A 20,710-nucleotide genomic window follows, 5' to 3' on the forward strand; every position below is an offset into this window, starting at 1 on the left:
AACGTCCATGTTCGACACGGTCCTTGTGGCCAACCGGGGCGAGATCGCCGTGCGCGTCATCCGCACGCTGCGGTCGATGGGCATCCGCTCGGTGGCCGTCTTCTCCGACGCGGACGCCGGCGCCCGGCACGTCCGGGAGGCCGATACGGCGGTGCGGCTCGGCCCGGCGCCGGCCGCGCAGAGCTATCTGTCGACCGAGCGCATCCTCGACGCCGCGGCGCGCTCCGGCGCCCGTGCCGTCCATCCCGGCTACGGCTTCCTCGCGGAGAACGCCGGCTTCGCCCGCGCCTGCGCCGAGGCCGGGCTGGTCTTCATCGGCCCGCCGGCCGACGCGATCGCCCTGATGGGCGACAAGATCCGGGCGAAGGAGACCGTGCAGGCCGCAGGTGTGCCGGTGGTCCCCGGCGGTCGCGATCCGCACCTGGCCGAGGCGGCCCGGGACCTGGGCGCGCCGGTGCTGCTGAAGCCCTCCGCGGGCGGCGGCGGCAAGGGCATGCGCCTGGTGCGGGACATGAGCACCCTGGACGACGAGATCGCCGCCGCCCGCCGCGAGGCCCGGGCGTCCTTCGGCGACGACACGCTCCTCGTCGAGCGCTGGGTCGACCGGCCGCGGCACATCGAGATCCAGGTCCTGGCCGACGCCCACGGCAACGTGGTGCACCTGGGCGAGCGCGAGTGCTCGCTCCAGCGCCGGCACCAGAAGATCATCGAGGAGGCGCCGAGCGTGCTCCTCGACGAGGCCACGCGCGCGGCGATGGGCGAGGCGGCCGTCCAGGCGGCCCGCTCGTGCGGCTACCGCGGCGCGGGCACGGTGGAGTTCATCGTCCCCGGCGGCGATCCCTCGCAGTACTACTTCATGGAGATGAACACCCGTCTGCAGGTCGAGCACCCGGTGACGGAGCTCGTCACCGGCCTGGACCTGGTGGAGTGGCAGGTGCGGGTGGCCGCCGGGGAGCCTTTGTCCCTCGGCCAGGACGACATCACGCTGACCGGGCACGCCGTCGAGGCCCGCATCTGCGCCGAGGACCCGGCCCGCGGCTTCCTGCCGTCCGGCGGCACGGTGCTGATGCTGCGCGAGCCGCAGGGCGACGGAGTGCGGACCGACTCGGGTCTCACCGAGGGCACGGAGGTCGGCAGCCTGTACGACCCGATGCTGTCGAAGGTCATCGCCTACGGCCCCGACCGGGCGACGGCCCTGCGGAAGCTGCGCGCGGCGCTGGCCGGGACGGTGACGCTGGGCGTGCAGACCAACGCCGGGTTCCTGCGCCGCCTGCTGGCCCATCCGGCGGTCGTCCGGGGTGAGCTGGACACCGGCCTGGTCGAGCGGGTGGTGGACGAGCTGGTCGCCACCGAGGTACCGGAGGAGGTGTACGAGGCGGCGGCGGCCGTGCGCCTCCAGGCGCTGGAGCCGGAAGGGGGCGGCTGGATCGACCCGTTCTCGGTGCCGAGCGGCTGGCGGATGGGCGGCACGCCCCGCTCCGTCGCGGTGCCGCTCCGGGTCACCGACCCCGTGGAGTACACCCCGCGCGGCTCGCGCACCGTCACCGGCGACTCCGTGGCGGTGACCCTCGACGGCGTCCGCCACACCTTCCACCGCGCCGCCGACTGGCTGGGCCGCGACGGCGACGCCTGGCACGTGCGCGACCACGACCCGGTCGCGGCCTCCCTCGGCCGCAGCGGCCACCTGGGAGCCGACTCCCTCACCGCGCCGATGCCCGGCACGGTCACGGTGGTGAAGGTGGCGGTCGGCGACGAGGTGACCGCCGGTCAGAGCCTGCTGGTGGTGGAGGCGATGAAGATGGAGCACGTCATCTCCGCCCCGCACGCCGGCACCGTGGCCGAACTGGACGTCACGCCCGGCACCACGGTCGCCATGGACCAGGTGCTGGCCGTGATCACACCCCACGAGGAGGTGGCCCGGTGACCGTCCCGGACACCCCGGACACCGCGACCGGGCTGCCCATGACCGTCGCCGCCCGCGGCCTGCCCGCGCGGGTGCGGATCCACGAGGTCGGTGCGCGCGACGGCCTGCAGAACGAGAAGACGGCCGTACCGACGTCGGTGAAGGCGGAGTTCGTCCACCGCCTCGCCGACGCGGGGCTGTCCACCATCGAGGCGACGAGCTTCGTGCACCCCAAGTGGGTGCCCCAGCTCGCGGACGCCGAGCAGCTGTTCCCGCTCGTCGCCGGGCTGCCGGTGGCGCTGCCGGTGCTGGTGCCCAACGAGCGCGGCCTGGACCGGGCGCTGGCGCTGGGCGCCCGCCGGGTCGCCGTCTTCGCCAGCGCGACCGAGTCCTTCGCCAAGGCCAACCTCAACCGCACCGTCGACGAGGCGCTGGCCATGTTCGAGCCCGTGGTGGCCCGCGCGAAGGCGGCGGACGTCCACGTCCGGGGCTATCTGTCGATGTGCTTCGGCGACCCCTGGGAGGGCGCGGTGCCCCTGCCGCAGGTGGTGCGGGTGTGCCGGGCGCTGCTCGCCATGGGCTGCGACGAGCTGAGCCTGGGCGACACCATCGGGGTGGCGACCCCGGGCCATGTCACCGCGCTCCTGTCCGCGCTGGGGAGCCAGGGGGTTCCGGTCGACGCGCTGGGTGTCCACTTCCACGACACCTACGGCCAGGCCCTCGCCAACACCCTGGCCGCACTTCAGCACGGCGTCACCACCGTCGACGCCTCGGCGGGCGGTCTCGGCGGCTGCCCGTACGCGAGGTCCGCCACCGGCAACCTCGCCACCGAAGACCTCGTGTGGATGCTGCAGGGACTCGGCATCGACACCGGCGTCGACCTCGGCCGCCTGACCGCCACGAGCGTGTGGATGGCCGACCGGCTGGGCCGTCCCAGCCCGTCCCGCACCGTACGAGCCCTGTCCCACAAGGACCCCCAGGAGCAGTGATCTGAACCATGGACTACCGACTCTCCCCCGAGCTGGAGGAACTCCGCCGTACCGTCGAGGAGTTCGCGCACGACGTGGTGGCGCCGAAGATCGGTGACCTCTACGAGCGGCACGAGTTCCCGTACGAGATCGTGCGCGAGATGGGCCGTATGGGCCTGTTCGGGCTGCCGTTCCCGGAGGAGTACGGCGGTATGGGCGGCGACTACCTCGCCCTCGGTGTGGCCCTGGAGGAACTGGCCCGGGTGGACTCGTCCGTGGCCATCACCCTGGAGGCCGGGGTGTCTCTGGGGGCGATGCCGATCCATCTGTTCGGCACCGAGGAGCAGAAGCGGCAGTGGCTGCCGCGGCTGTGCTCGGGCGAGGTCCTGGGCGCGTTCGGCCTGACCGAGCCGGACGGCGGCAGCGACGCCGGCGCCACCCGCACCACGGCCCGCCTGGACCCGGACACGGACGAGTGGGTGATCAACGGCACCAAGTGCTTCATCACCAACTCGGGGACCGACATCACGGGCCTGGTCACGGTGACGGCCGTCACCGGCCGCAAGCCCGACGGCAGGCCGCTGATCTCCGCGATCATCGTCCCGTCCGGCACACCCGGCTTCACGGTGGCGGCGCCGTACTCGAAGGTCGGCTGGAACGCCTCCGACACCCGTGAGCTGTCCTTCCAGGACGTGCGGGTGCCCGCGGCGAACCTGCTGGGCGAAGCAGGCCGCGGGTACGCGCAGTTCCTGCGCATCCTCGACGAGGGCCGCATCGCCATCGCAGCGCTGGCGACCGGGCTGGCGCAGGGCTGCGTCGACGAGTCGGTGAAGTACGCGAAGGAGCGCCGTGCCTTCGGCCGGCCCATCGGCGCCAACCAGGCCATCCAGTTCAAGGTCGCCGACATGGAGATGAAGGCCCACACCGCGCGCCTCGCCTGGCGTGACGCGGCGGCCCGGCTGGTGGCCGGGGAGCCGTTCAAGAAGGAGGCGGCGCTGGCGAAGCTGTACTCGTCCACGGTCGCCGTGGACAACGCCCGGGACGCCACGCAGATCCACGGCGGCTACGGCTTCATGAACGAGTATCCGGTGGCCCGCATGTGGCGCGACTCCAAGATCCTGGAGATCGGCGAGGGCACGAGCGAGGTCCAGCGGATGCTGATCGCGCGGGAGCTGGGCCTGGTGGGCTGACGGCCGGGCCGGAGGGTTCCCGGCACCGCGGGGCGGAGCCCCCCGCCGGACATGAAAGCAGGTTAGGCCAACCTGTTTTTGACCTTGTCCGGCGGGGGCTCCACCCCGCTCGAAGGCAGTCACCGCCATGCCCGACTCCCCAGCGACCCGCCTCAGCCGCCGCGGCCCGGGTGGGTGGGGACACGGCGTCCGGCCGCCCCTGGACCTTCCGGGACGACCGCGCCCGGACCGCGCAGGCCGACAAGGTGCCCGCGAGCATCGTGGCCTTCGTCGGCGTGGCCGCCGCCCTGCACGACCACGGCGTGGACTCCGAGGGCGTCTTCGGCCCGATCACCACCGAGGACGGCGAACCGGACATCCGGACCGGCAACCTCGACGTCACCGCGGGTGACCGACCTCGGCGACGAATGGGGCCGGTTCGACATCGGGCAGTACGCCGCGCTCCGGCCGGACGTGCTCGTCTCGACCATGTTCGACGACGCCGGCACCCTCTGGTACGTACCGGAGGAGCAGCTGCGCTCGCGGGAGTGACCGCCTGGCCGGCGGCGGCCGTCCGACGGCGGCTCAGCGGGCCGGCCAGGGGACCTGCGGCGAGCGGTGGTAGCGGACGCCCAGGGCGTCCCAGCGCGGCCCCTGCGCGGCGAGCCGTACCCGGTACGACTGCCAGTCGTGGGTGGCCGCCGGCGACCAGCCCAGTTCGGCGGCGCCCGCCAGCCGCGGGAAGGCCAGGTACTCCAGGCCGGCGGGGTCGGCGACCGTCTCCGTCCACAGCGGCCCCTCCACGCCCCGGACTGCGGAGGCGGGGACGCCCGGGAGGTAGCCGCCGGGATCCCAGTCGTAGGACCTGCGCACGTCCACGTAGCCCGCCCACGACAGCCCGAGCGGGGTGCTGCGGTCGTACTTCATGTCGAGATAGATCCGGTCGGCCGGGGACAGGATCAGCCCGGTACCGTTCTGCGCGGCCCGCACCACCTGGGCCTTCTCCGCGGCGCCGGTGGAGTCCAGGCCCCAGTACTGGACGAGCGCGCCGCCGGCCGGGGTGGCGGCGGCCAGCTGGTGCCAGCCGATGACGGTCTTCCCGTACTCGGCGACGACCGGTTGCACCCGGTCCATGAACTTCACGTAGTCCTCGTGGCTGGTGGAGTGCGCCTCGTCGCCGCCGATGTGGAGGTAGCGGCCCGGGGTGAGCGCGGCCACCTCGCGGACGACGTCGTCCACGAAGTCGTAGGTGACGTCCTTCGACACGCACAGCGAGCTGAAGCCGACGTCGGTACCGGTGTAGAGCGGGGGTGCGGCGCCGTCGCAGTTCAGCTCGGCATAGGAGGCGAGGGCGGCGTCGGTGTGGCCCGGCATGTCCAGTTCGGGGACGACCTCCAGATGGCGGGAGGCCGCGTACCGGACGATCTCCTGGTAGTCGTCCTTGGTGTAGTGACCGCCGGGGCCGCCGCCGACCTGGGTGGAGCCGCCGTGGGCCGCCAGGCGCGGCCAGGAGTCGATCGCGATGCGCCAGCCCTGGTCGTCGGTGAGATGGAGGTGCAGGACGTTGATCTTGTAGAGGGCGAGCTGGTCGATGTACCGCTCGACCTGATCGACGGTGAAGAAGTGCCGTGCCACGTCCAGCATCGCGCCGCGGTAGGCGTAGCGCGGACGGTCGGTGACGGTGCCGCCGGCCACCCGCCAGGGGCCGGGCTGCACGGTGCCCCTCTCGACGGCGGCGGGCAGGAGCTGGCGGAGGGTCTGCACGCCGTGGAACAGGCCGGCGGAGGTGGAGGCACTGATGGTGACCCCGCGCGGGTCGCTTCTCAGCCGGTAGCCCTCGGCGCCGAGTTCCCCCTCCGCGTCCCGGACCAGTGCGAGCCGGATGCCGGAGCCCGCGCCGGGGGTGACGGGCAGGGCGTAGCCGGTGGAGGGACGCAGGACGGCGGCGAGGTACTCACCGGTGCGCCGGGCCTCGGGGGTGCCGTCGACGCGGATGCGGGTGCCGGAGGTGATCCGGTACGGCGCCCCGCCCGGCCTCACCGACGCGGGCGCCGGGACCACCCGGTCGAGCGGGACCGGGGCCGCTCCCGCCGCCGGTGCGGAGCCGGTGGTGAACACCCCCGCGGAGGCGACGAACAGCAGCAGGCCCAGCAGACGGTGGACGCCGGGGTACGAGCGGATCCGGGCTGCGGTTCGGTGATGTCCTCGCACGGGGGCTCCCTTCGGGCGGGTACGGGCCGGTGCCGGGCACCACCCTGCCGTGGGAACGGCATCCGGATCGAGGGTGCGAACCGCGGTGGAACAATCGTTTCATGACGGAGATCATCCAGAGGGACGGCACCTGGGTCCTCGACGGCGACGCACTGCGGCTGACACCGGGTCACGACAAGAGCGTGAGCCTGCTGCGCAAGACGCTAGGTGAACTCAGCGTCCCCCTGCGGGCGTTGGCCGGTATCTCGTTCGAGCACGGCAGGAAGGGCGGACGGCTCAGACTGCGGCTGCGCGACGGCGCCGACCCGCTGCTGCACGCGACGGGCGGGCGGCTCGCCGAAGGACACGACCCCTACCAGCTGATCGTCGAACCCGACCGCTTCGGCGTCGCCGAGTACGTCGCGGAGGAGGTCCGCAACACCCTGCTGCTGGACCGGGTGCCGTCCGACCCGGTGGACACCTTCCTGCTGCCCGGCCCGCCGGTACCCCTGTCGGTGTCGGCCGGGGACGGCACCGCGCGCTTCGACGGCGAGCACGTGACGCTGGAGTGGAACTGGAAGACGGAGGAGGCCAAGGCCGCCGGCGGCTCCCGTGTCCTCGCCGTCCGCGACATCCGGGCCGTGGAGTGGCTGCCGGCGGAGGGACTGGAGAACGGCTGCCTGCGCTTCACCGTGGGCGACGCGCCCACCAAGGCGCCGCCGAAGTACGACCCCCACGCGGTGGAGCTGTGGGGCTTCAAGAAGGACCCGCTGATGGCGCTGGTCGCCGCGGCGGTCCAGGCGCGGCTGCCCCACCCCGCGAGCCCACCCGCGGTGGAGGTGCCGCAGCCGCCGGCCCCCGGCGCCGGCGCCGACGCCGACGCGGAGGACGACCACGACGCCCTGCTGCGCCGCCTGCGCGAGCTCGGCGACCTGCACCGCTCCGGCGTGCTGACCGACGAGGAATTCACGCTCGCCAAGCAGGCAGTCCTGCGCAGAATGTAGCGCCTCGCCCCTCCCGGCCCCACGCTTTCCCGCCCCCTTGCCCGAATTCGGGCAGCTTCCTTGCGAAACCGTCGCCGGTACCCCAGGATCTAGCGGGTGCACGACGAACTTGTTGATCATCTGACGCGGACCACGCCCCTGAACCGGGGCGAGGCGCTGCGCGTGATCCAGGACGTGCTCGCCTACTTCGACGAGACGACCGAGGACTACGTCCGTCGCCGCCACCGCGAGCTCCAGGCGCAGGGCCTGGTCAACGCGACGATCTTCGAACGGATCGCGGCGGACCTGCAGTACCGCGCGGTGGCCCCGCCCGAGCTCTCGCTCCGGCAGCTGCGGCGCATCGTCTACGGCTGACGACCGGCCGCGGACCGGCTCGAACCCCTGGCTCATCCACCTGCGACTGAGGGAAACGCTCTATGTGCGGAATCGTCGGATACATCGGGAAGCGTGACGTCGCTCCTCTGCTCCTGGAGGGCCTGCAGCGCCTGGAGTACCGCGGCTACGACTCCGCGGGCATCGTCGTCAGCACCCCCAAGACGGCCGGCCTGAAGATGGTCAAGGCCAAGGGCCGGGTCCGCGACCTGGAGGCCAAGGTCCCGGCGCGGTTCAAGGGCACCACCGGCATCGCCCACACCCGCTGGGCCACCCACGGCGCCCCGTCCGACGTGAACGCCCACCCTCACCTGGACGCCGAGAGCAAGGTCGCCGTCGTCCACAACGGCATCATCGACAACGCCGCCGACCTGCGCCGCAAGCTGGAGGCGGACGGCGTCGAGTTCCTCTCCGAGACCGACACCGAGGTCCTGACCCACCTGATCGCCCGCGCGCAGGCCGACAAGCTGGAGGACAGGGTCCGCGAGGCGCTCCGCGTCGTCGAGGGCACCTACGGCATCGCCGTGATGCACGCCGACTTCAACGACCGCATCGTCGTCGCCCGCAACGGCTCGCCGGTCGTCCTCGGCATCGGCGAGAAGGAGATGTTCGTCGCCTCGGACATCGCCGCGCTGGTCACCCACACCCGGCAGATAGTGACCCTCGACGACGGCGAGATGGCCACCCTCAAGGCCGACGACTTCCGCACGTACACGACGGAGGGCACCCGCACGACGGCGGAGCCCACCACCGTGGAGTGGGAGGCCGCCTCCTACGACATGGGCGGCCACGACACCTACATGCACAAGGAGATCTTCGAGCAGGCCGACGCGGTCGACCGCGTCCTGCGCGGCCGCATCGACGACCGGTTCTCCACCGTGCACCTCGGCGGCCTGAACCTGGACGCCCGTGAGGCCCGGCAGATCCGCCGCGTGAAGATCCTCGGCTGCGGCACCTCGTACCACGCGGGCATGATCGGCGCCCAGATGATCGAGGAGCTGGCCCGCATCCCCGCGGACGCGGAGCCGGCCTCCGAGTTCCGTTACCGCAACGCGGTCGTCGACCCCGACACGCTCTACATCGCCGTGTCGCAGTCCGGTGAGACCTACGACGTGCTGGCGGCCGTCCAGGAGCTCAAGCGCAAGGGCGCCCGGGTGCTCGGCGTCGTCAACGTCGTCGGCTCGGCCATCGCCCGCGAGGCGGACGGCGGCATCTACGTGCACGCCGGCCCCGAGGTCTGCGTCGTGTCGACCAAGTGCTTCACCAACACCTGTGTGGCCTTCGCCCTGCTCGCGCTGCACCTGGGCCGCACCCGCGACCTCTCGGTCCGCGACGGCAAGCGGATCATCGAGGGCCTGCGGAAGCTGCCCGGCCAGATCACCGAGATCCTGGAGCAGGAGGACGCGGTCAGGAAGCTCTCGGAGCAGTTCGCCGACGCCCGCTCGATGCTGTTCATCGGCCGTGTCCGGGGCTACCCGGTCGCCCGCGAGGCCTCCCTGAAGCTCAAGGAGGTCTCCTACATCCACGCCGAGGCCTACCCGGCCTCCGAGCTCAAGCACGGCCCGCTGGCGCTGATCGAGCCCGCGCTCCCGACGGTGGCGATCGTCCCCGACGACGACCTGCTGGAGAAGAACCGCGCGGCGATGGAGGAGATCAAGGCCCGCAGCGGCCAGATCGTCGCCGTCGCCCACCAGCACCAGGAGAAGGCCGACCACACCATCGTGGTCCCGAAGAACGAGGACGAGCTCGACCCGATCCTCATGGGCCTGCCCCTCCAGCTCCTCGCCTACCACACGGCCAAGGCCCTGGGCCGCGACATCGACAAGCCGCGGAACCTGGCGAAGTCGGTGACGGTCGAGTAGCAGCCCGGGAGACCGGCACCGGTTCCCCCGCGGCTCCGAAGGGCCCCGGGGGAACCGCGCGTCGCCCCCCGAGCCCCGGGGGCGGGGAACCGCGCGAACACCCCCGCTCAGGCGCACCCGCCGCACGGCAGACGCGCCGCAGCAGACGTCGCACAACAGAACGGACCCCCGCACGCCACCACGGCACAGGGGTCCGCTCACCGAACGCCGGGTCCGCCCACACCCGGCGTTGCCTGCGCGGCTAACCGGTGGCCGTCACACCCCGGCCGGCAGCGCGCCTGGGAAGTGCCGTCGGCCAGTGGGCCAGTGCGGCTGTCGCGGCGTACCACGCCACCGCTCCCGCGGCCACGGCCACCCAGCCGCCGACCTTGACCAGGGCGGAGCTGTCGGCGAAGTCCGCGACGGCGAGCAGCAGCAGCGCCAGGAAGAACAACCCGTGGGCACCCTGGCCGAGTTGGTCGCCACCGGCGAGCGTGGCGGAGAGCGCGACGAGAGCGAACAGCAGGAGGAACAGCCCTGCGGCGTTGTCGGAGACCGGGGTACCGGCGGAGACCGCCCAGGTGAACCAGAAGGCGCCGAGCGCCGAGAAGGTCGTACCGCCCGCGGTGTCACGGTCGCGGAAAGCGAGCAGGCCGACGACGAACAGGGCTATGCCGCCCACGTATTGGGCGATGGAGACGGCGTCCGCCGTCGTCACGCCGTCGATCACTCCGGTGTGGCCGATGCCGAACGCGAGGAGGGTGATCCCGAGAGCGAGTCGGCCGACGATCGTGGTGATGCTTCCCGCAGAGACGTCGTTGTCCACGGCGGGGCTCCCTTCGTGCTTGTGCAGTTGTGCGGTGAGCGATATATGCCCTTCACAAGAGCACAAACACCTGTACGCACGAGTAGATTTATGCGCACAGCAAGCGAACTGACATCCCGTCGGCACCGCGCGGACGACGGCGGGGGACGGCGGTTCAGGGAATGACCACCACGGGCCGCTTCGCGCGCTTGGCGAGCCGCCCCGCGACCGAACCGAAGAGCCGTCCGACGATGCCGTGGGTGGAGCCGACGACGATCGCGTCGGCCTCGTACTCCCGCCCCACCTCTTCGAGTTCGTGGCAGATGTCGCCGCCCCGCTCGACGAGGATCCACGGCACCTCGGCGAGGTGGTCCGCGCAGGCCAGCTCCAGGCCGAGCACCTCGGTGCGGTGGTCGGGGACGTCCACGAAGACGGGCGGCTCGCAGCCCGCCCACACGGTCGTGGGCAGCCGGTTGGCCACGTGGACGATGATCAGGCCCGAGCCCGAGCGCCGCGCCATGCCGATCGCGTACGCCAGCGCGCGTTCACTGGAGGTCGAGCCGTCGAAGCCGACCACCACGCCGTGCTTGAAAGCGGGGTCGCACGCGTGGCGTGGCTCCGGCGCCGCCAGGGGATCGGCCGCCGACGGGTCGGCGACGGGCCGCTTGCGGTCCGCTGGTTCGAAGAATTCGTGACCGGCCATGGCTGTCTCGGCGATCGATCCTTACGGGTGGGACGACAGTGTGCAGCAGATCTGCGTCCGGGAAACATGTTCCCAACCCCATACCCCCAAGGGTACGGCTGCACGCCTCCTTCGCCCAGATCTCGGGACCCCCGCCACGGGGGTTCCCCGGAGGATGCACGAAGGGGCACCCGCGGCGCAACGGTTGCTGCCCCGTACAGGCGGTTCGCACGGTTTCACTCACCGCCGACGAGCGGCGGACGCACAGTGACCGCGCGATCGAACACGCGTTGAACCGGGCGAAGCGCCGCCCCCAGGGAGACCGCCATGCCCTCACCCGCTCCGAACAGCACGAACGACGTGGTCCGCTGGGCCGCCTTCAGCTGCGTCCTCGTCCCCGTGGTGCTGCTGTGGTGCGGCGGTTCACTGGCCGGCGCCGGCGGCACCGCCCTGGGCCTGGCCGCCGTGACCGCCGTCTGCCGGATGCTGCTGCGCCGGTCCGAGCACGGTGCGGCCCGACTGCTCGCCGAGGAGCACGCGCCGCATCACGGACGGCACCAACGGAGCGGGGCGGGGATGCACCGCGGAGGACGGTACTCCGTCGGCGAGGCGGACGCGGCGGACCGTCCGGGCCATGAGGGAAACACACCGGCCGGTTGACCGGTTTCTGCGCACAGGAACGACGCTTTTCAGCCAACTTCCGGCGGGTGTGCATCATGCCTCGCAGGGACCCCCCATCCCCCGTTTGACCTGCATGGAAAGGGTCCCCCGCACCCTCCGCACCCTACGTGGTTTGGCCACCGCGACAAGGCGCACTTCCCTGCACGCCCCGCGAGTGCAACGCTTCGTGATCGAATGCTTCACGCCAAGTTGCCATGTCGACAATGCACCGGTTGGCGAACCGGTCATCGTGGCAGGGCGCGACGCAGTAAATTCGATCTTGACTGTCGTACGGCGGGGGACTCGTGCAGGACCGAGGGGAAACGTGCAGGAGCGACACAACCGAGGAGCCGCGACCACCGAGGGGGGCTTAGCAGGATGAGCCACGACTCCACTGCCGCGCCGGAAACCGCGGCCCGGAAACTCTCCGGGCGACGCCGCAAGGAGATCGTTGCGGTGCTGCTGTTCAGCGGCGGCCCCATCTTCGAGAGTTCCATTCCGCTGTCGGTGTTCGGAATCGACCGCCAGGACGCCGGCGTACCGCGCTACCGGCTGCTGGTGAGCGCCGGCGAGGAAGGCCCGCTGCGGACCACAGGGGGCCTGGAACTCACCGCGCCGAACGGCCTGGAGGCGATCTCGCGGGCGGGCACGGTCGTCGTGCCCGCCTGGCGTTCGATCACCTCACCGCCACCGGAGGAGGCGCTCGACGCTCTGCGCCGAGCGCACGAGGAGGGCGCCCGCATCGTCGGGCTGTGCACCGGCGCCTTCGTGCTGGCGGCGGCGGGCCTGCTGGACGGCCGTCCCGCGACCACGCACTGGATGTACGCGCCGACGCTGGCCAAGCGCTATCCGTCGGTGCACGTCGATCCCAGAGAGCTCTTCGTCGACGACGGCGACGTGCTGACGTCCGCGGGCACCGCGGCCGGGATCGACCTCTGCCTCCACATCGTGCGCACCGACCACGGCAACGAGGCGGCGGGCGCGCTCGCGCGGCGGCTCGTCGTCCCACCGCGTCGGTCGGGAGGCCAGGAGCGCTATCTCGATCGGTCTTTACCCGAGGAGATCGGCGCCGACCCGCTGGCCGAGGTCGTCGCCTGGGCGCTGGAGCACCTCCACGAGCAGTTCGACGTGGAGACGCTCGCCGCGCGGGCCTACATGAGCCGCCGCACCTTCGACCGCCGCTTCCGGTCGCTGACCGGCAGCGCGCCGCTGCAGTGGCTGATCACCCAGCGCGTCCTGCAGGCCCAACGCCTGCTGGAGACATCGGACTACTCGGTGGACGAGGTGGCGGGCCGCTGCGGCTTCCGCTCACCGGTGGCCCTGCGCGGCCACTTCCGCCGGCAGCTCGGCTCCTCGCCGGCCGCCTACCGGGCCGCGTACCGCGCGCGCCGGCCGCAGAGCGACGGGGCGAAGGCCGCGGACGGCGGCGAGGCGATGGCGCCCCCGGTCGGCCCGCTCTCCGGACCTCCCGGCATGCCGGGACCGGCAGCGCTCACGGCCGGCGGCCCGCTGCTGCATCCCGACGCCTCGGTGCCGATGCAGACGCGTCGCGCCCCGGCAGCCCTGTCGGGCAGCGTGCCCGGTCCGCGCAGCGGTAGCTGAGCGCCGCCCCGGGCGGCGCCCGCGACCGACGGCGGCCCCTTCCCCCGGCGGGAAGGGGCCGCCGTCGCGTGTACGGCCCGTCCCGCGCGGCGGGCCCGCGCCGTAAGGTGAGCACATGAACGATCGCATGGTGTGGATCGACTGCGAGATGACCGGCCTCTCGCTGTCCGACGACGCGCTCATCGAGGTGGCCGCCCTCGTCACCGACTCCGAGCTGAACGTGCTCGGCGAGGGTGTGGACATCGTCATCAAGCCGCCGGAGCGGGCGCTGGAGACGATGCCGGAAGTGGTGCGTCAGATGCACACCGCGTCCGGGCTGCTCGCGGAGCTACCGAACGGCACGACCCTGGAGGACGCCGAGCAGCAGGTGCTGGCGTACGTGAAGGAGTACGTCAAGGAGCCCGGCAAGGCACCGCTGTGCGGCAACAGCGTCAGCACGGACCGCGGCTTCCTGCTCCGCGACATGCCGACGCTGGAGGACCACCTCCACTACCGCATCGTCGACGTGTCCTCCGTCAAGGAGCTGGCCCGCCGCTGGTATCCGAGGGCCTACTTCAACAGCCCGGAGAAGAACGGCAACCACCGCGCCCTCGCCGACATCCGCGAATCCATCGCCGAGCTGCGCTACTACCGGGAGTCGATCTTCGTCCCCCAGCCCGGCCCCGACTCCGACACCGCCAGGACCATCGCGGCCCGCCACGTCCTGCCCGCCGAGCAGGGCTGACGGGCCCCGCCAAGGGGCGCCGCAAAAGCCGTGCGCGAGCACCCCTTCGGACCCTGTACACTTTTTCTCGGCCGGTCGGGGAAACGACAGAGTCCGCCGCCGGTCATGGTGGGTGTAGCTCAGCTGGTAGAGCACCTGGTTGTGGTCCAGGATGCCGCGGGTTCGAGTCCCGTCACTCACCCTGAATGATCAAGGGCTGACCTGTGGAAACGGGTCAGCCCTTGGTCGTTCCCGGAAGTTTGGCCAAACCGCAGCCAAACACGATCCACGAAACGCTCCTGCAGTCCCGTCATGGCGAGCATCAGGGAGCGCACCAACGCAGACGGATCCGTGACGTACCAAGTGAGGTGGCTCGAAGGGGGACGTGGCGGCAGCTGGGAGAGCGAACGGTTCGGCGGGGACGACGGCACGGCTCAGGCCGCTCAGTTCCGCAAGCTCGTCGAGGCCCACGGCACCAGGTGGCCGCACGGCTGGGTGCCCGGGCAGGGATTCGTCGAGACGCCAGCGGTCCCCGGCGATGTGCCGCTCGTCGAATACGCGACCCGCTACATCGACCGTCTCAACGGCGTCGACGGCCGGACGAAGGACGACTACCGGCGCGACGTCCGCCTGCACCTGTCGCTGATCCAGCACACCGAACCATCCGGGTTGGTCATGCCCGCCACGATCTGCAACCGGCAGAGGTGGTCGGCCCCCACGAGCTGCAGGCCTGTACCGGCTCCGCTCGCTGACCAGGTACGCGCCGCCCGATCCACCGGAGACGCGCCAGTGCACGGAACCGACTGGCAGGACTTTTCGTCTGTTTGGTCACAGGTGGGATAAACAGGCTGTCCGGCGAGAGCGTGGTGGTGATGCTCGGGGGGTGGCAGATCTCGGGGGGCGTCGCCGACGGCGCAACTGGCAGCTGATCCGCGCCCTTGGCGCCGTGATGGTCGTGGTGAGCACCGTTTGGGCGGTCCGGCCGATCATCCATGGGGGTCTGGAGCCGGCCGACACCGCAGGTGTGCTGGGTCTCCCGGCGGGTGTGGCTGCTCTTGTGCTTGCGGTGTGGGCGTTGCGCAAGCCGGTCGAGGGCAACGACGCAGAACTCGCCCGCGGCTGGGCGGCGACACTGGCCGGGCAGGTCGAGGCCGGGAAGAGCGGGGTGTGGTGGCAACTGCTGGGCGACGACACTCGGCGTATCGACCTCCTACGTTCTGCATCCCGCCATGGTCCGCCCGGCCGAGGCCCCGGCTGCCGGGCGGCTGACCGCCGGCGGACCGGGCCCGGTGACGCTGCCGGACATCGTCACCTACTACCGGTCCGTCCGGCCGTTGCGGCTGGTCGTCACCGGCGCGGCGGGGGCGGGCAAGACGGTTCTGGCCCTGGAACTGCTGCTGGCCCTGATCGAAGGCCGTGGCGAGGACGATCCCGTTCCGGTCCGTATCCCGCTGTCCCGGTGGGACACCGACCGCCAGTCCCTGCCCGAGCTGCTGCGGCAGCGGCTGGTCGAGGCCTACGACTGGCCCGAAGACCTGGCCGCCGGACTGATTTCGCTACCATCTGGTGCTGCCGGTCCTGGACGGCCTGGACGAGATGGGCCCCCCGGGCCCCGACGGCTCTCCGGATCCCGCGGCGCCCCGCGCCACCGTCGTCGTCCGCGCCCTCAACGCCTACCAGCAGGGGCGTGACGCAGGGCCCCTCGTCCTGACCTGCCGCACCGAGCACTACGACGCCCTGGCTGCACGCATCGAGGTCCTGGACGCCGCCCGCATCGCCCTCGCCCCCGTCGACGCTGTCAACGCTGTCAACGCTGTCAACGCCCGGACCTACCTCGCCGACCGCGCCCTCGACACTGCCCGCTGGCACCCCCTGCTCGACCACCTGACCAACCACCCGACGGGGACCCTGGCCACCACGCTGTCTACTCCCTGGCGGCTGTGCCTGACCGCCACCGTCTGGCACCACGACGGCAACCCCGCCGAACTCTTCACCCTGCCCTCGCCTGTCGCCCTGGATCGCCACCTCTTGGCCCGCTACATACCCGCCACCACCCGCACTGGCCACAACCCCCGCGACTACAGCCCGCAGGACGTCCACCGCTGGCTCCACCACCTCACCACCCACCTCGACCCCACCGGCACCCTCCCCACCACGACCCCCGCCGGCGCTGAGGCCACCGACCTCCTCCTGCACGAACTCTGGCCCCCTCCTCACGACCCTCGCCGTCCTCACCACCCTCCCCGTCGCCTGCGCGCTCCAACCGCGGGCAACAGGCGTGATGGCCGCCCTGATCGGCGGAGTGGCCGTCATGTCCGGAGTGGCCGCCGCCATCACAACCACTACCAACAGGCCCAACTACCTGGGCAACCCGTTGAGGACCTCTCAAAGACGCAAGGCACTCGCGATCAAGCTCACTGCCGGGCTCATGACCGGGCTCGCGGGCGGGCTCGCGGCTGAGCCCACGGTCGGGCTCGCGGCCTGGCTCGCGAGCGGGCCTGCGGTCGGGGTCACGTTCGGGCTCACGGTCGGGCTGAGGCAGGAACCGGGCACAAGTCTTGGCACGCGCGCCGTCATCAGGAGCGATGCCCTGTTCGGGCTCACGGTTGGGTTCACAGGCGGGCTCACGGCCGGGCTCGCGTTCGGGCTTGGGGGCGGGCTCATAGGCGGGACCGCGGTCGGGCTCGCGTTCGGGCTCGCAGGCGGGCTCACGGGCGGTGCGCAGTCTTCGCGGTGGTATGCGGTGTTCCTGGACTGGGCCGTCACCGCAGGGCTCATGCGCTACAGCGGACCCGCTTACCAGTTCCGCCACCGCGAACTCCAGTACTGGCTACGCCAACACCCCAGCCCCCACCCGTCCCCTGACCACACAGCTCCTGCCGAGACCCGTGGATGCGTCACTGGTCCTGACGCCTGTCACGACGGGGACGAACGTCACAGGTACGCCACAACTGCCCCTCACCACTTGCCGACCCACCATGATGCCCCTTCAGGAAACCAAGCCAGGGAAGATCATTGAGCACCCGCACCCGGTTGACCCACACCCTGACACGCGTGCTGATCTCTGCCATGCTGCACGGCATGCTCATGATTGCCACGGCGTCGGCTGCGCGCGCCTCCGGCCAAGCCCCGGTCTTGATCTTCCTCGCAACATTCGCGGCTGCAGGCGTCTACATGGGAGCGAGGTGGGTGTTCAACCTGCACGGTGCCGTCGACAAGGCCCTGGCGCGGCGCCGAGCCGTGCTGGAGCTGAAGGGCCAGCAGACGGGCAACCTGAGCCTCGCGGATACCGAAAGCCTCGGCCCTTGGTTCTTCAAGCTCGTCGGTGGCGTCTTGGGCGTGGCGGGGCTCATCCTGCTGGCCATCAGCCTCCTCCTCATCGCCGCTTGACCCTTCCGCGGGCAGCAGCCCGCAACCGTCGCCCTAGCTAGTGCCGCGGCAGGCAACGTTCGCCCGTCAAGGAGCGGCGTCCGGTGCGTACTCTCGGTGTGCCGGCCGGAAGCCCTCGTACTGGATGTACTCGGGCTTTCGTCCGGTGCAGCGAGAGTGCGTGCCGGGCGTCGCGACGGGGCGAACGTTGCCTGATGCGGCACTAGAGCGTCAGAACGGTGCGGGACCGCTGCCTTGAACCTCCAGCTCTCCACTACCCGCTGGCCCACCGATCATGATGATCTTTCCCTCCCTGTCATCCGGCACAAGCAGCACCGGATCCTCGGCGTCCCACAAGTCCACTGACGGGTCACTTCGAAGGCTTCCGTCCCACGACTTCATCCCGCCTGGCTCTTGGCGGATAAACAGGTCAGCTTCGACGGAGAACTCCTCATCGCCCGCAACCACGGCTGCCTGGCTGCTGTAACTCGTAGCCATGACGTCAGTGTTGCAGCATGTCGCGCTGGGGGGTGAGCCCGTGGGCATCGCCAACCCTGTCACCGACGCCGAGCGGCAACGCGTCCGCGAGTTGCACGCTGCCGGCAGGGGCCGCAACGAGATTGCCACCGAGCTGAGGCGCTCTGGCCGCACGACCAGCGAGATCGCCAAGGGCCTCGGCATCAGTTTCGCCCGGGCCGCCGAGGTCCGCGCCGCCACCGAGATCCGCCAGGCCGACCCCGCCGCCCGTCGCACCGCTCTCGCGCAACGCCTCCAGGACGTCGCCGAACGCGAACTGGAGAAGGTCAACCAGCCGCACCTGTACTGGGACTGGGGCGGCAAGGAGCACGACTTCGACACTTACGAGGCGGCCGAGCCCACGCCCGCCGACAAGCGCGCGCTCCTGGGCGTCGTCGCCACGGCCGTCGACCGGTCGCTGAAGCTGTCCCCGCCGAAGGAGGAGGGCGGAGCGGACGAGGTCGGCGCCCTCCTCACGGGCCTCTTCGACAAGCTCCGAGCCAAGCATGGCGACCACTGAGGTGGGGCTGTCCGACAAGCAGGAACGGAGCATCGCCCATTCCACGGCGTGGCTGAATGCGTGGGAGGCAGCGTCCGGTCCGGCACGACCATCGCCTCGCTGCTGCGCTGGCTGATGTACGTCTGGACGGCCCCCGCCGACGGCGACCTGGTCGTCGGCGGCAAGACGTACGACACGGTGGCGAGGAACATGTTCGGGCCGCTTGAAGACCCGAGCATCGTCGGCGTCGACACCGCGAAGCTCGTGTCCTACACACGTGGCTCCGGCGTCGCGTGGATCCTCGGCAAGCAGATCGAGGTCATCACCGCCAACGACGCCAAGGCCGAAACGCGGCTCCGCGGCCTCACTGGCGCGGGCGCCTACGTCGATGAGCTGATACTCCTCCCAAAGGAGTTCTTCACGCGCCTGGTCGACCGCATGTCGGTGCCTGGCGCGTTGATCTTTGCCGCGACCAATCCGGATAGTCCGGGCCACTGGGCGCGCAAGGAGTGGTTGAACCGGGCTGACGAGCTGGGCATCCGTACCTGGCACTTCGTCATGGACGACAATCCGGCCCTGTCCGAGGAGCACAAGGCCCGGACGAAGCGGAACTTCACCGGCCACAGCCCCCTCTCGCCCACGGGCGGGAGGGGGCCCTTTCGTCATGCCCGGCGCGCCTCATACGCTCCGCGCATGAGCGACTTCCTCCAGGTTTCCACCGCCGCCCCGACCCGGGACCAGGCCCTCGCACTGGCCCGGTCCGTCGTCGCTGCCCGGCTCGCTGCTGGCGCACAGATCATCGGGCCCGTCACCAGTGCCTTCTGGCACGACGGCGAGTTCGGCACGGGCGAGGAGTGGCAACTCCTGCTGAAGACCACCCGGGCCCGCTACCCGGAGTTGGAGGCGCACTTGTTGGAGGCGCACCCGTGGGAGTCCCCGGAGATCGCCGCCGTGGCGATCGAGGAAGGGGCGCAGAACTGCCTGAAATGGATCGCTGCCAGCACTGTCCCGGCCGAGTAGCTCAGCTGCGGGCCCGCTCCAGCACGTCGGCGACCGCGGGCAGTACCTGGTGCTGGCCGAGGCGCCGCAGCACCGGCTCCAGCTGCTCGCGAGGCCGGACCGATGCGACGCCGGCCGCCAGGTCGAGTGCGCGGGTGATGACCGCGGCTGCCTGCTCGGGCTCGCCCGCGGCAAGGTAGGAGTCGGCGAGCCACGACAGGTACAGCGCTTTGTCGCGGGCGTGCGAGTCGTCGTACCGGGCCAGCGCGGCCTCCAACACCGGCACGGCGCGGAGCGGCCGGCGGAGCACGGTCCAGCATCGTCCGGACATGATGCGCAGCTCCGTGTCGTCGACCCAGGCCGCCCAGTCCGGTTGCGGTGCGTCGTCGACCTCGGCGAGCGCAGCGCGGGCGGCGTCCAGGGCGCGCTCTGTGTCCTCGGCCTGGCCGGCGAGCGAGTGCGCCCAGGCGAGCCGTTCATACAGCAGCGCGCGCACCTGGGGCGCCGCGTCTGGTCCGGCGGTGGCGCAGGACCGGGCCGCGGTCTGCACTCCGGCTTGCCGGTCGCCGGGGAGCTGTTGGTAGGCGACGTGGGCGAGGGCGTTGCCCGCCAGCTGGCAGAGGTTACGCACCTCCGCACCACAGCGGATAGCCCCACAACCAACGCGGGCGAGTTACTGCCGCTCCCACTCCTGTCCGGCCTCACCCCCGAGCGGATCCGCGGCGCCGCCTGCGTCTGGTGCAGCACCACGCTCACCGCCGATGCCCTGTCCCTCGGCCGCCGCATCGGCTCCTTCATGGGCGTCGTCAGCCCGTGGTTCCCCCGCGGTTGCGCCGACTGCGTGCATGAGCAGGCCGCCCATGTCGCCCGTATCCACGCCGACAACTGCACGCAGTGCCGCAAGGCACCGTGCAGCACGCGACGCGCCTTGCAGCGTCTCATCGAGGGAGCCCAGTCGTGAGCAAGAGCAGCGCAGCGCGCAACACGGCGGGCGTGCAGGGGGCGCGTGCGGCCGGGCCGGTGGGCGGCTACTGCTGGGCCGAGGGCCATGGCGGGCGCGGCAGATGCACCCGCCCGCCGAAGCATGACGGCCCGCACGTGGACTACTACAACGGCCGCAAGACCGATTCCTCGGCGTCCGGGTACACGTGGACGTGATGACCCCCGGGGCTGGGGTTACCGGGATTTCACTGGCCCCGGGTTGGGCGGCCGTCCCTGCCCCCGTAGGGGACGGCCGCCTCACGCTCCTCGTGCTGGCCATCGGGTGAGGCCGTAGGCGTGGTGTCGGCGGCGGCTGAAATCTGGTTCTGGATCACTTTCCGTGCAGCGTTGACGGACGGTCACGGGCCCGCCCCCGCCGCACGGTCACCCGGCCAGCAGGACGCGCTTGCGGAGCAGGGCCAAGCCCGCGCGGCCGAACATCTGCCG

Annotated in this window: 20 protein-coding genes, 1 tRNA gene and 1 pseudogene; 17 read left to right on the top strand and 5 right to left on the bottom strand. The window is 71.4% G+C overall.

All coding sequences use genetic code 11. The features are described 5' to 3' along the window. The first annotated feature begins 7 nt into the window (after nucleotides 1-7). The 4 genes and pseudogenes from JS756_RS29490 to JS756_RS37095 form a co-directional block, all read left to right on the top strand. Complete coding sequence (locus JS756_RS29490) at nucleotides 8-1,924, top strand: acetyl/propionyl/methylcrotonyl-CoA carboxylase subunit alpha (RefSeq protein ID WP_205386302.1); 1,917 nt, start codon at nucleotides 8-10, stop codon at nucleotides 1,922-1,924. 38 nt (nucleotides 1,925-1,962) lie between these two features. After that, the gene (locus JS756_RS29495; RefSeq protein ID WP_205386321.1) at nucleotides 1,963-2,892 is read left to right on the top strand and encodes a hydroxymethylglutaryl-CoA lyase; all 930 of its coding nucleotides are present in this window, start codon (nucleotides 1,963-1,965) and stop codon (nucleotides 2,890-2,892) included. 8 nt (nucleotides 2,893-2,900) lie between these two features. Then, nucleotides 2,901-4,061: an acyl-CoA dehydrogenase family protein gene (locus tag JS756_RS29500; protein WP_205386303.1), complete on the top strand. Its 1,161-nt coding sequence runs from the start codon at nucleotides 2,901-2,903 to the stop codon at nucleotides 4,059-4,061. Nucleotides 4,062-4,246: 185 nt separating this feature from the next. Continuing rightward, nucleotides 4,247-4,571, top strand: a pseudogene (locus JS756_RS37095) (ABC transporter substrate-binding protein); the annotation flags it as partial. 54 nt (nucleotides 4,572-4,625) lie between these two features. Here JS756_RS37095 and JS756_RS29510 read toward each other — a convergent pair. Continuing rightward, entirely contained in the window at nucleotides 4,626-6,251 is a 1,626-nt protein-coding gene (locus tag JS756_RS29510) for a beta-N-acetylhexosaminidase (RefSeq protein WP_307791199.1), read from the bottom strand. A gap of 101 nt (nucleotides 6,252-6,352) precedes the next feature. Between JS756_RS29510 and JS756_RS29515 the strand changes: the two genes are divergently transcribed. The 3 genes from JS756_RS29515 (at nucleotide 6,353) to glmS (ending at nucleotide 9,468) form a co-directional block, all read left to right on the top strand. Continuing rightward, on the top strand, nucleotides 6,353-7,234 hold the full coding sequence (locus tag JS756_RS29515; protein ID WP_205386305.1) for a DUF4429 domain-containing protein: 882 nt from the start codon (nucleotides 6,353-6,355) through the stop codon (nucleotides 7,232-7,234). Between the two features lie 96 nt (nucleotides 7,235-7,330). Continuing rightward, nucleotides 7,331-7,588, top strand: a complete 258-nt coding sequence (locus JS756_RS29520) for a hypothetical protein (protein ID WP_205386306.1) — start codon at nucleotides 7,331-7,333, stop codon at nucleotides 7,586-7,588. 62 nt (nucleotides 7,589-7,650) lie between these two features. Beyond that, the gene (gene glmS, locus JS756_RS29525; RefSeq protein WP_205386307.1) at nucleotides 7,651-9,468 is read left to right on the top strand and encodes a glutamine--fructose-6-phosphate transaminase (isomerizing); all 1,818 of its coding nucleotides are present in this window, start codon (nucleotides 7,651-7,653) and stop codon (nucleotides 9,466-9,468) included. Nucleotides 9,469-9,709: 241 nt separating this feature from the next. Here the strand turns inward: glmS and JS756_RS29530 are convergent, their stop codons facing one another. Continuing rightward, complete coding sequence (locus JS756_RS29530) at nucleotides 9,710-10,273, bottom strand: GPR1/FUN34/YaaH family transporter (RefSeq protein ID WP_205386308.1); 564 nt, start codon at nucleotides 10,271-10,273, stop codon at nucleotides 9,710-9,712. 154 nt (nucleotides 10,274-10,427) lie between these two features. Next, entirely contained in the window at nucleotides 10,428-10,955 is a 528-nt protein-coding gene (locus JS756_RS29535) for a universal stress protein (RefSeq protein ID WP_205386309.1), read from the bottom strand. Between the two features lie 306 nt (nucleotides 10,956-11,261). Between JS756_RS29535 and JS756_RS29540 the strand changes: the two genes are divergently transcribed. From JS756_RS29540 to JS756_RS29570, 7 genes are all read left to right on the top strand, one after another. After that, complete coding sequence (locus JS756_RS29540) at nucleotides 11,262-11,594, top strand: hypothetical protein (RefSeq protein ID WP_205386310.1); 333 nt, start codon at nucleotides 11,262-11,264, stop codon at nucleotides 11,592-11,594. A 378-nt stretch (nucleotides 11,595-11,972) separates the two neighbouring features. Beyond that, entirely contained in the window at nucleotides 11,973-13,196 is a 1,224-nt protein-coding gene (locus JS756_RS29545) for a helix-turn-helix domain-containing protein (RefSeq protein ID WP_205386311.1), read from the top strand. Nucleotides 13,197-13,311: 115 nt separating this feature from the next. Then, a complete protein-coding gene (gene orn / locus JS756_RS29550) occupies nucleotides 13,312-13,920 on the top strand; it encodes an oligoribonuclease (protein WP_205386312.1) in 609 nt (202 codons plus the stop codon). Between the two features lie 108 nt (nucleotides 13,921-14,028). Beyond that, a tRNA-His gene (locus JS756_RS29555) sits at nucleotides 14,029-14,101 on the top strand. A gap of 110 nt (nucleotides 14,102-14,211) precedes the next feature. Beyond that, nucleotides 14,212-14,742, top strand: coding sequence for a hypothetical protein (locus JS756_RS29560; protein ID WP_205386313.1), 531 nt, complete (start codon nucleotides 14,212-14,214; stop codon nucleotides 14,740-14,742). Between the two features lie 723 nt (nucleotides 14,743-15,465). Then, nucleotides 15,466-16,359, top strand: coding sequence for a hypothetical protein (locus JS756_RS37660; RefSeq protein WP_205386314.1), 894 nt, complete (start codon nucleotides 15,466-15,468; stop codon nucleotides 16,357-16,359). Between the two features lie 594 nt (nucleotides 16,360-16,953). After that, nucleotides 16,954-17,289: a hypothetical protein gene (locus tag JS756_RS29570; protein ID WP_205386315.1), complete on the top strand. Its 336-nt coding sequence runs from the start codon at nucleotides 16,954-16,956 to the stop codon at nucleotides 17,287-17,289. A gap of 210 nt (nucleotides 17,290-17,499) precedes the next feature. Here JS756_RS29570 and JS756_RS29575 read toward each other — a convergent pair whose 3' ends face one another. Continuing rightward, nucleotides 17,500-17,766: a hypothetical protein gene (locus JS756_RS29575; RefSeq protein ID WP_205386316.1), complete on the bottom strand. Its 267-nt coding sequence runs from the start codon at nucleotides 17,764-17,766 to the stop codon at nucleotides 17,500-17,502. On the opposite strand from JS756_RS29575, the gene JS756_RS29580 reads away from it, so the two are divergent. After that, entirely contained in the window at nucleotides 17,765-18,304 is a 540-nt protein-coding gene (locus JS756_RS29580) for a helix-turn-helix domain-containing protein (RefSeq protein ID WP_205386317.1), read from the top strand. The genes JS756_RS29575 and JS756_RS29580 overlap by 2 nt on opposite strands. 48 nt (nucleotides 18,305-18,352) lie before the next feature. After that, nucleotides 18,353-19,303: a divalent cation tolerance protein CutA gene (cutA, locus tag JS756_RS37880; RefSeq protein ID WP_307791202.1), complete on the top strand. Its 951-nt coding sequence runs from the start codon at nucleotides 18,353-18,355 to the stop codon at nucleotides 19,301-19,303. Nucleotide 19,304: 1 nt separating this feature from the next. Here the strand turns inward: cutA and JS756_RS29590 are convergent, their stop codons facing one another. Beyond that, complete coding sequence (locus JS756_RS29590) at nucleotides 19,305-19,913, bottom strand: NsdA family TPR-like regulatory protein (RefSeq protein WP_205386318.1); 609 nt, start codon at nucleotides 19,911-19,913, stop codon at nucleotides 19,305-19,307. A 326-nt stretch (nucleotides 19,914-20,239) separates the two neighbouring features. On the opposite strand from JS756_RS29590, the gene JS756_RS29595 reads away from it, so the two are divergent. Continuing rightward, nucleotides 20,240-20,440 carry a hypothetical protein gene (locus JS756_RS29595; RefSeq protein ID WP_205386319.1) on the top strand — a complete coding sequence of 67 codons (201 nt, stop codon included), beginning with the start codon at nucleotides 20,240-20,242 and terminating at the stop codon, nucleotides 20,438-20,440. Nucleotides 20,441-20,710 lie beyond the last annotated feature (270 nt).

This window comes from Streptomyces actuosus, assembly GCF_016921115.1.
In the GTDB taxonomy this organism is placed as follows: Bacteria; Actinomycetota; Actinomycetes; order Streptomycetales; family Streptomycetaceae; genus Streptomyces; species Streptomyces actuosus_A.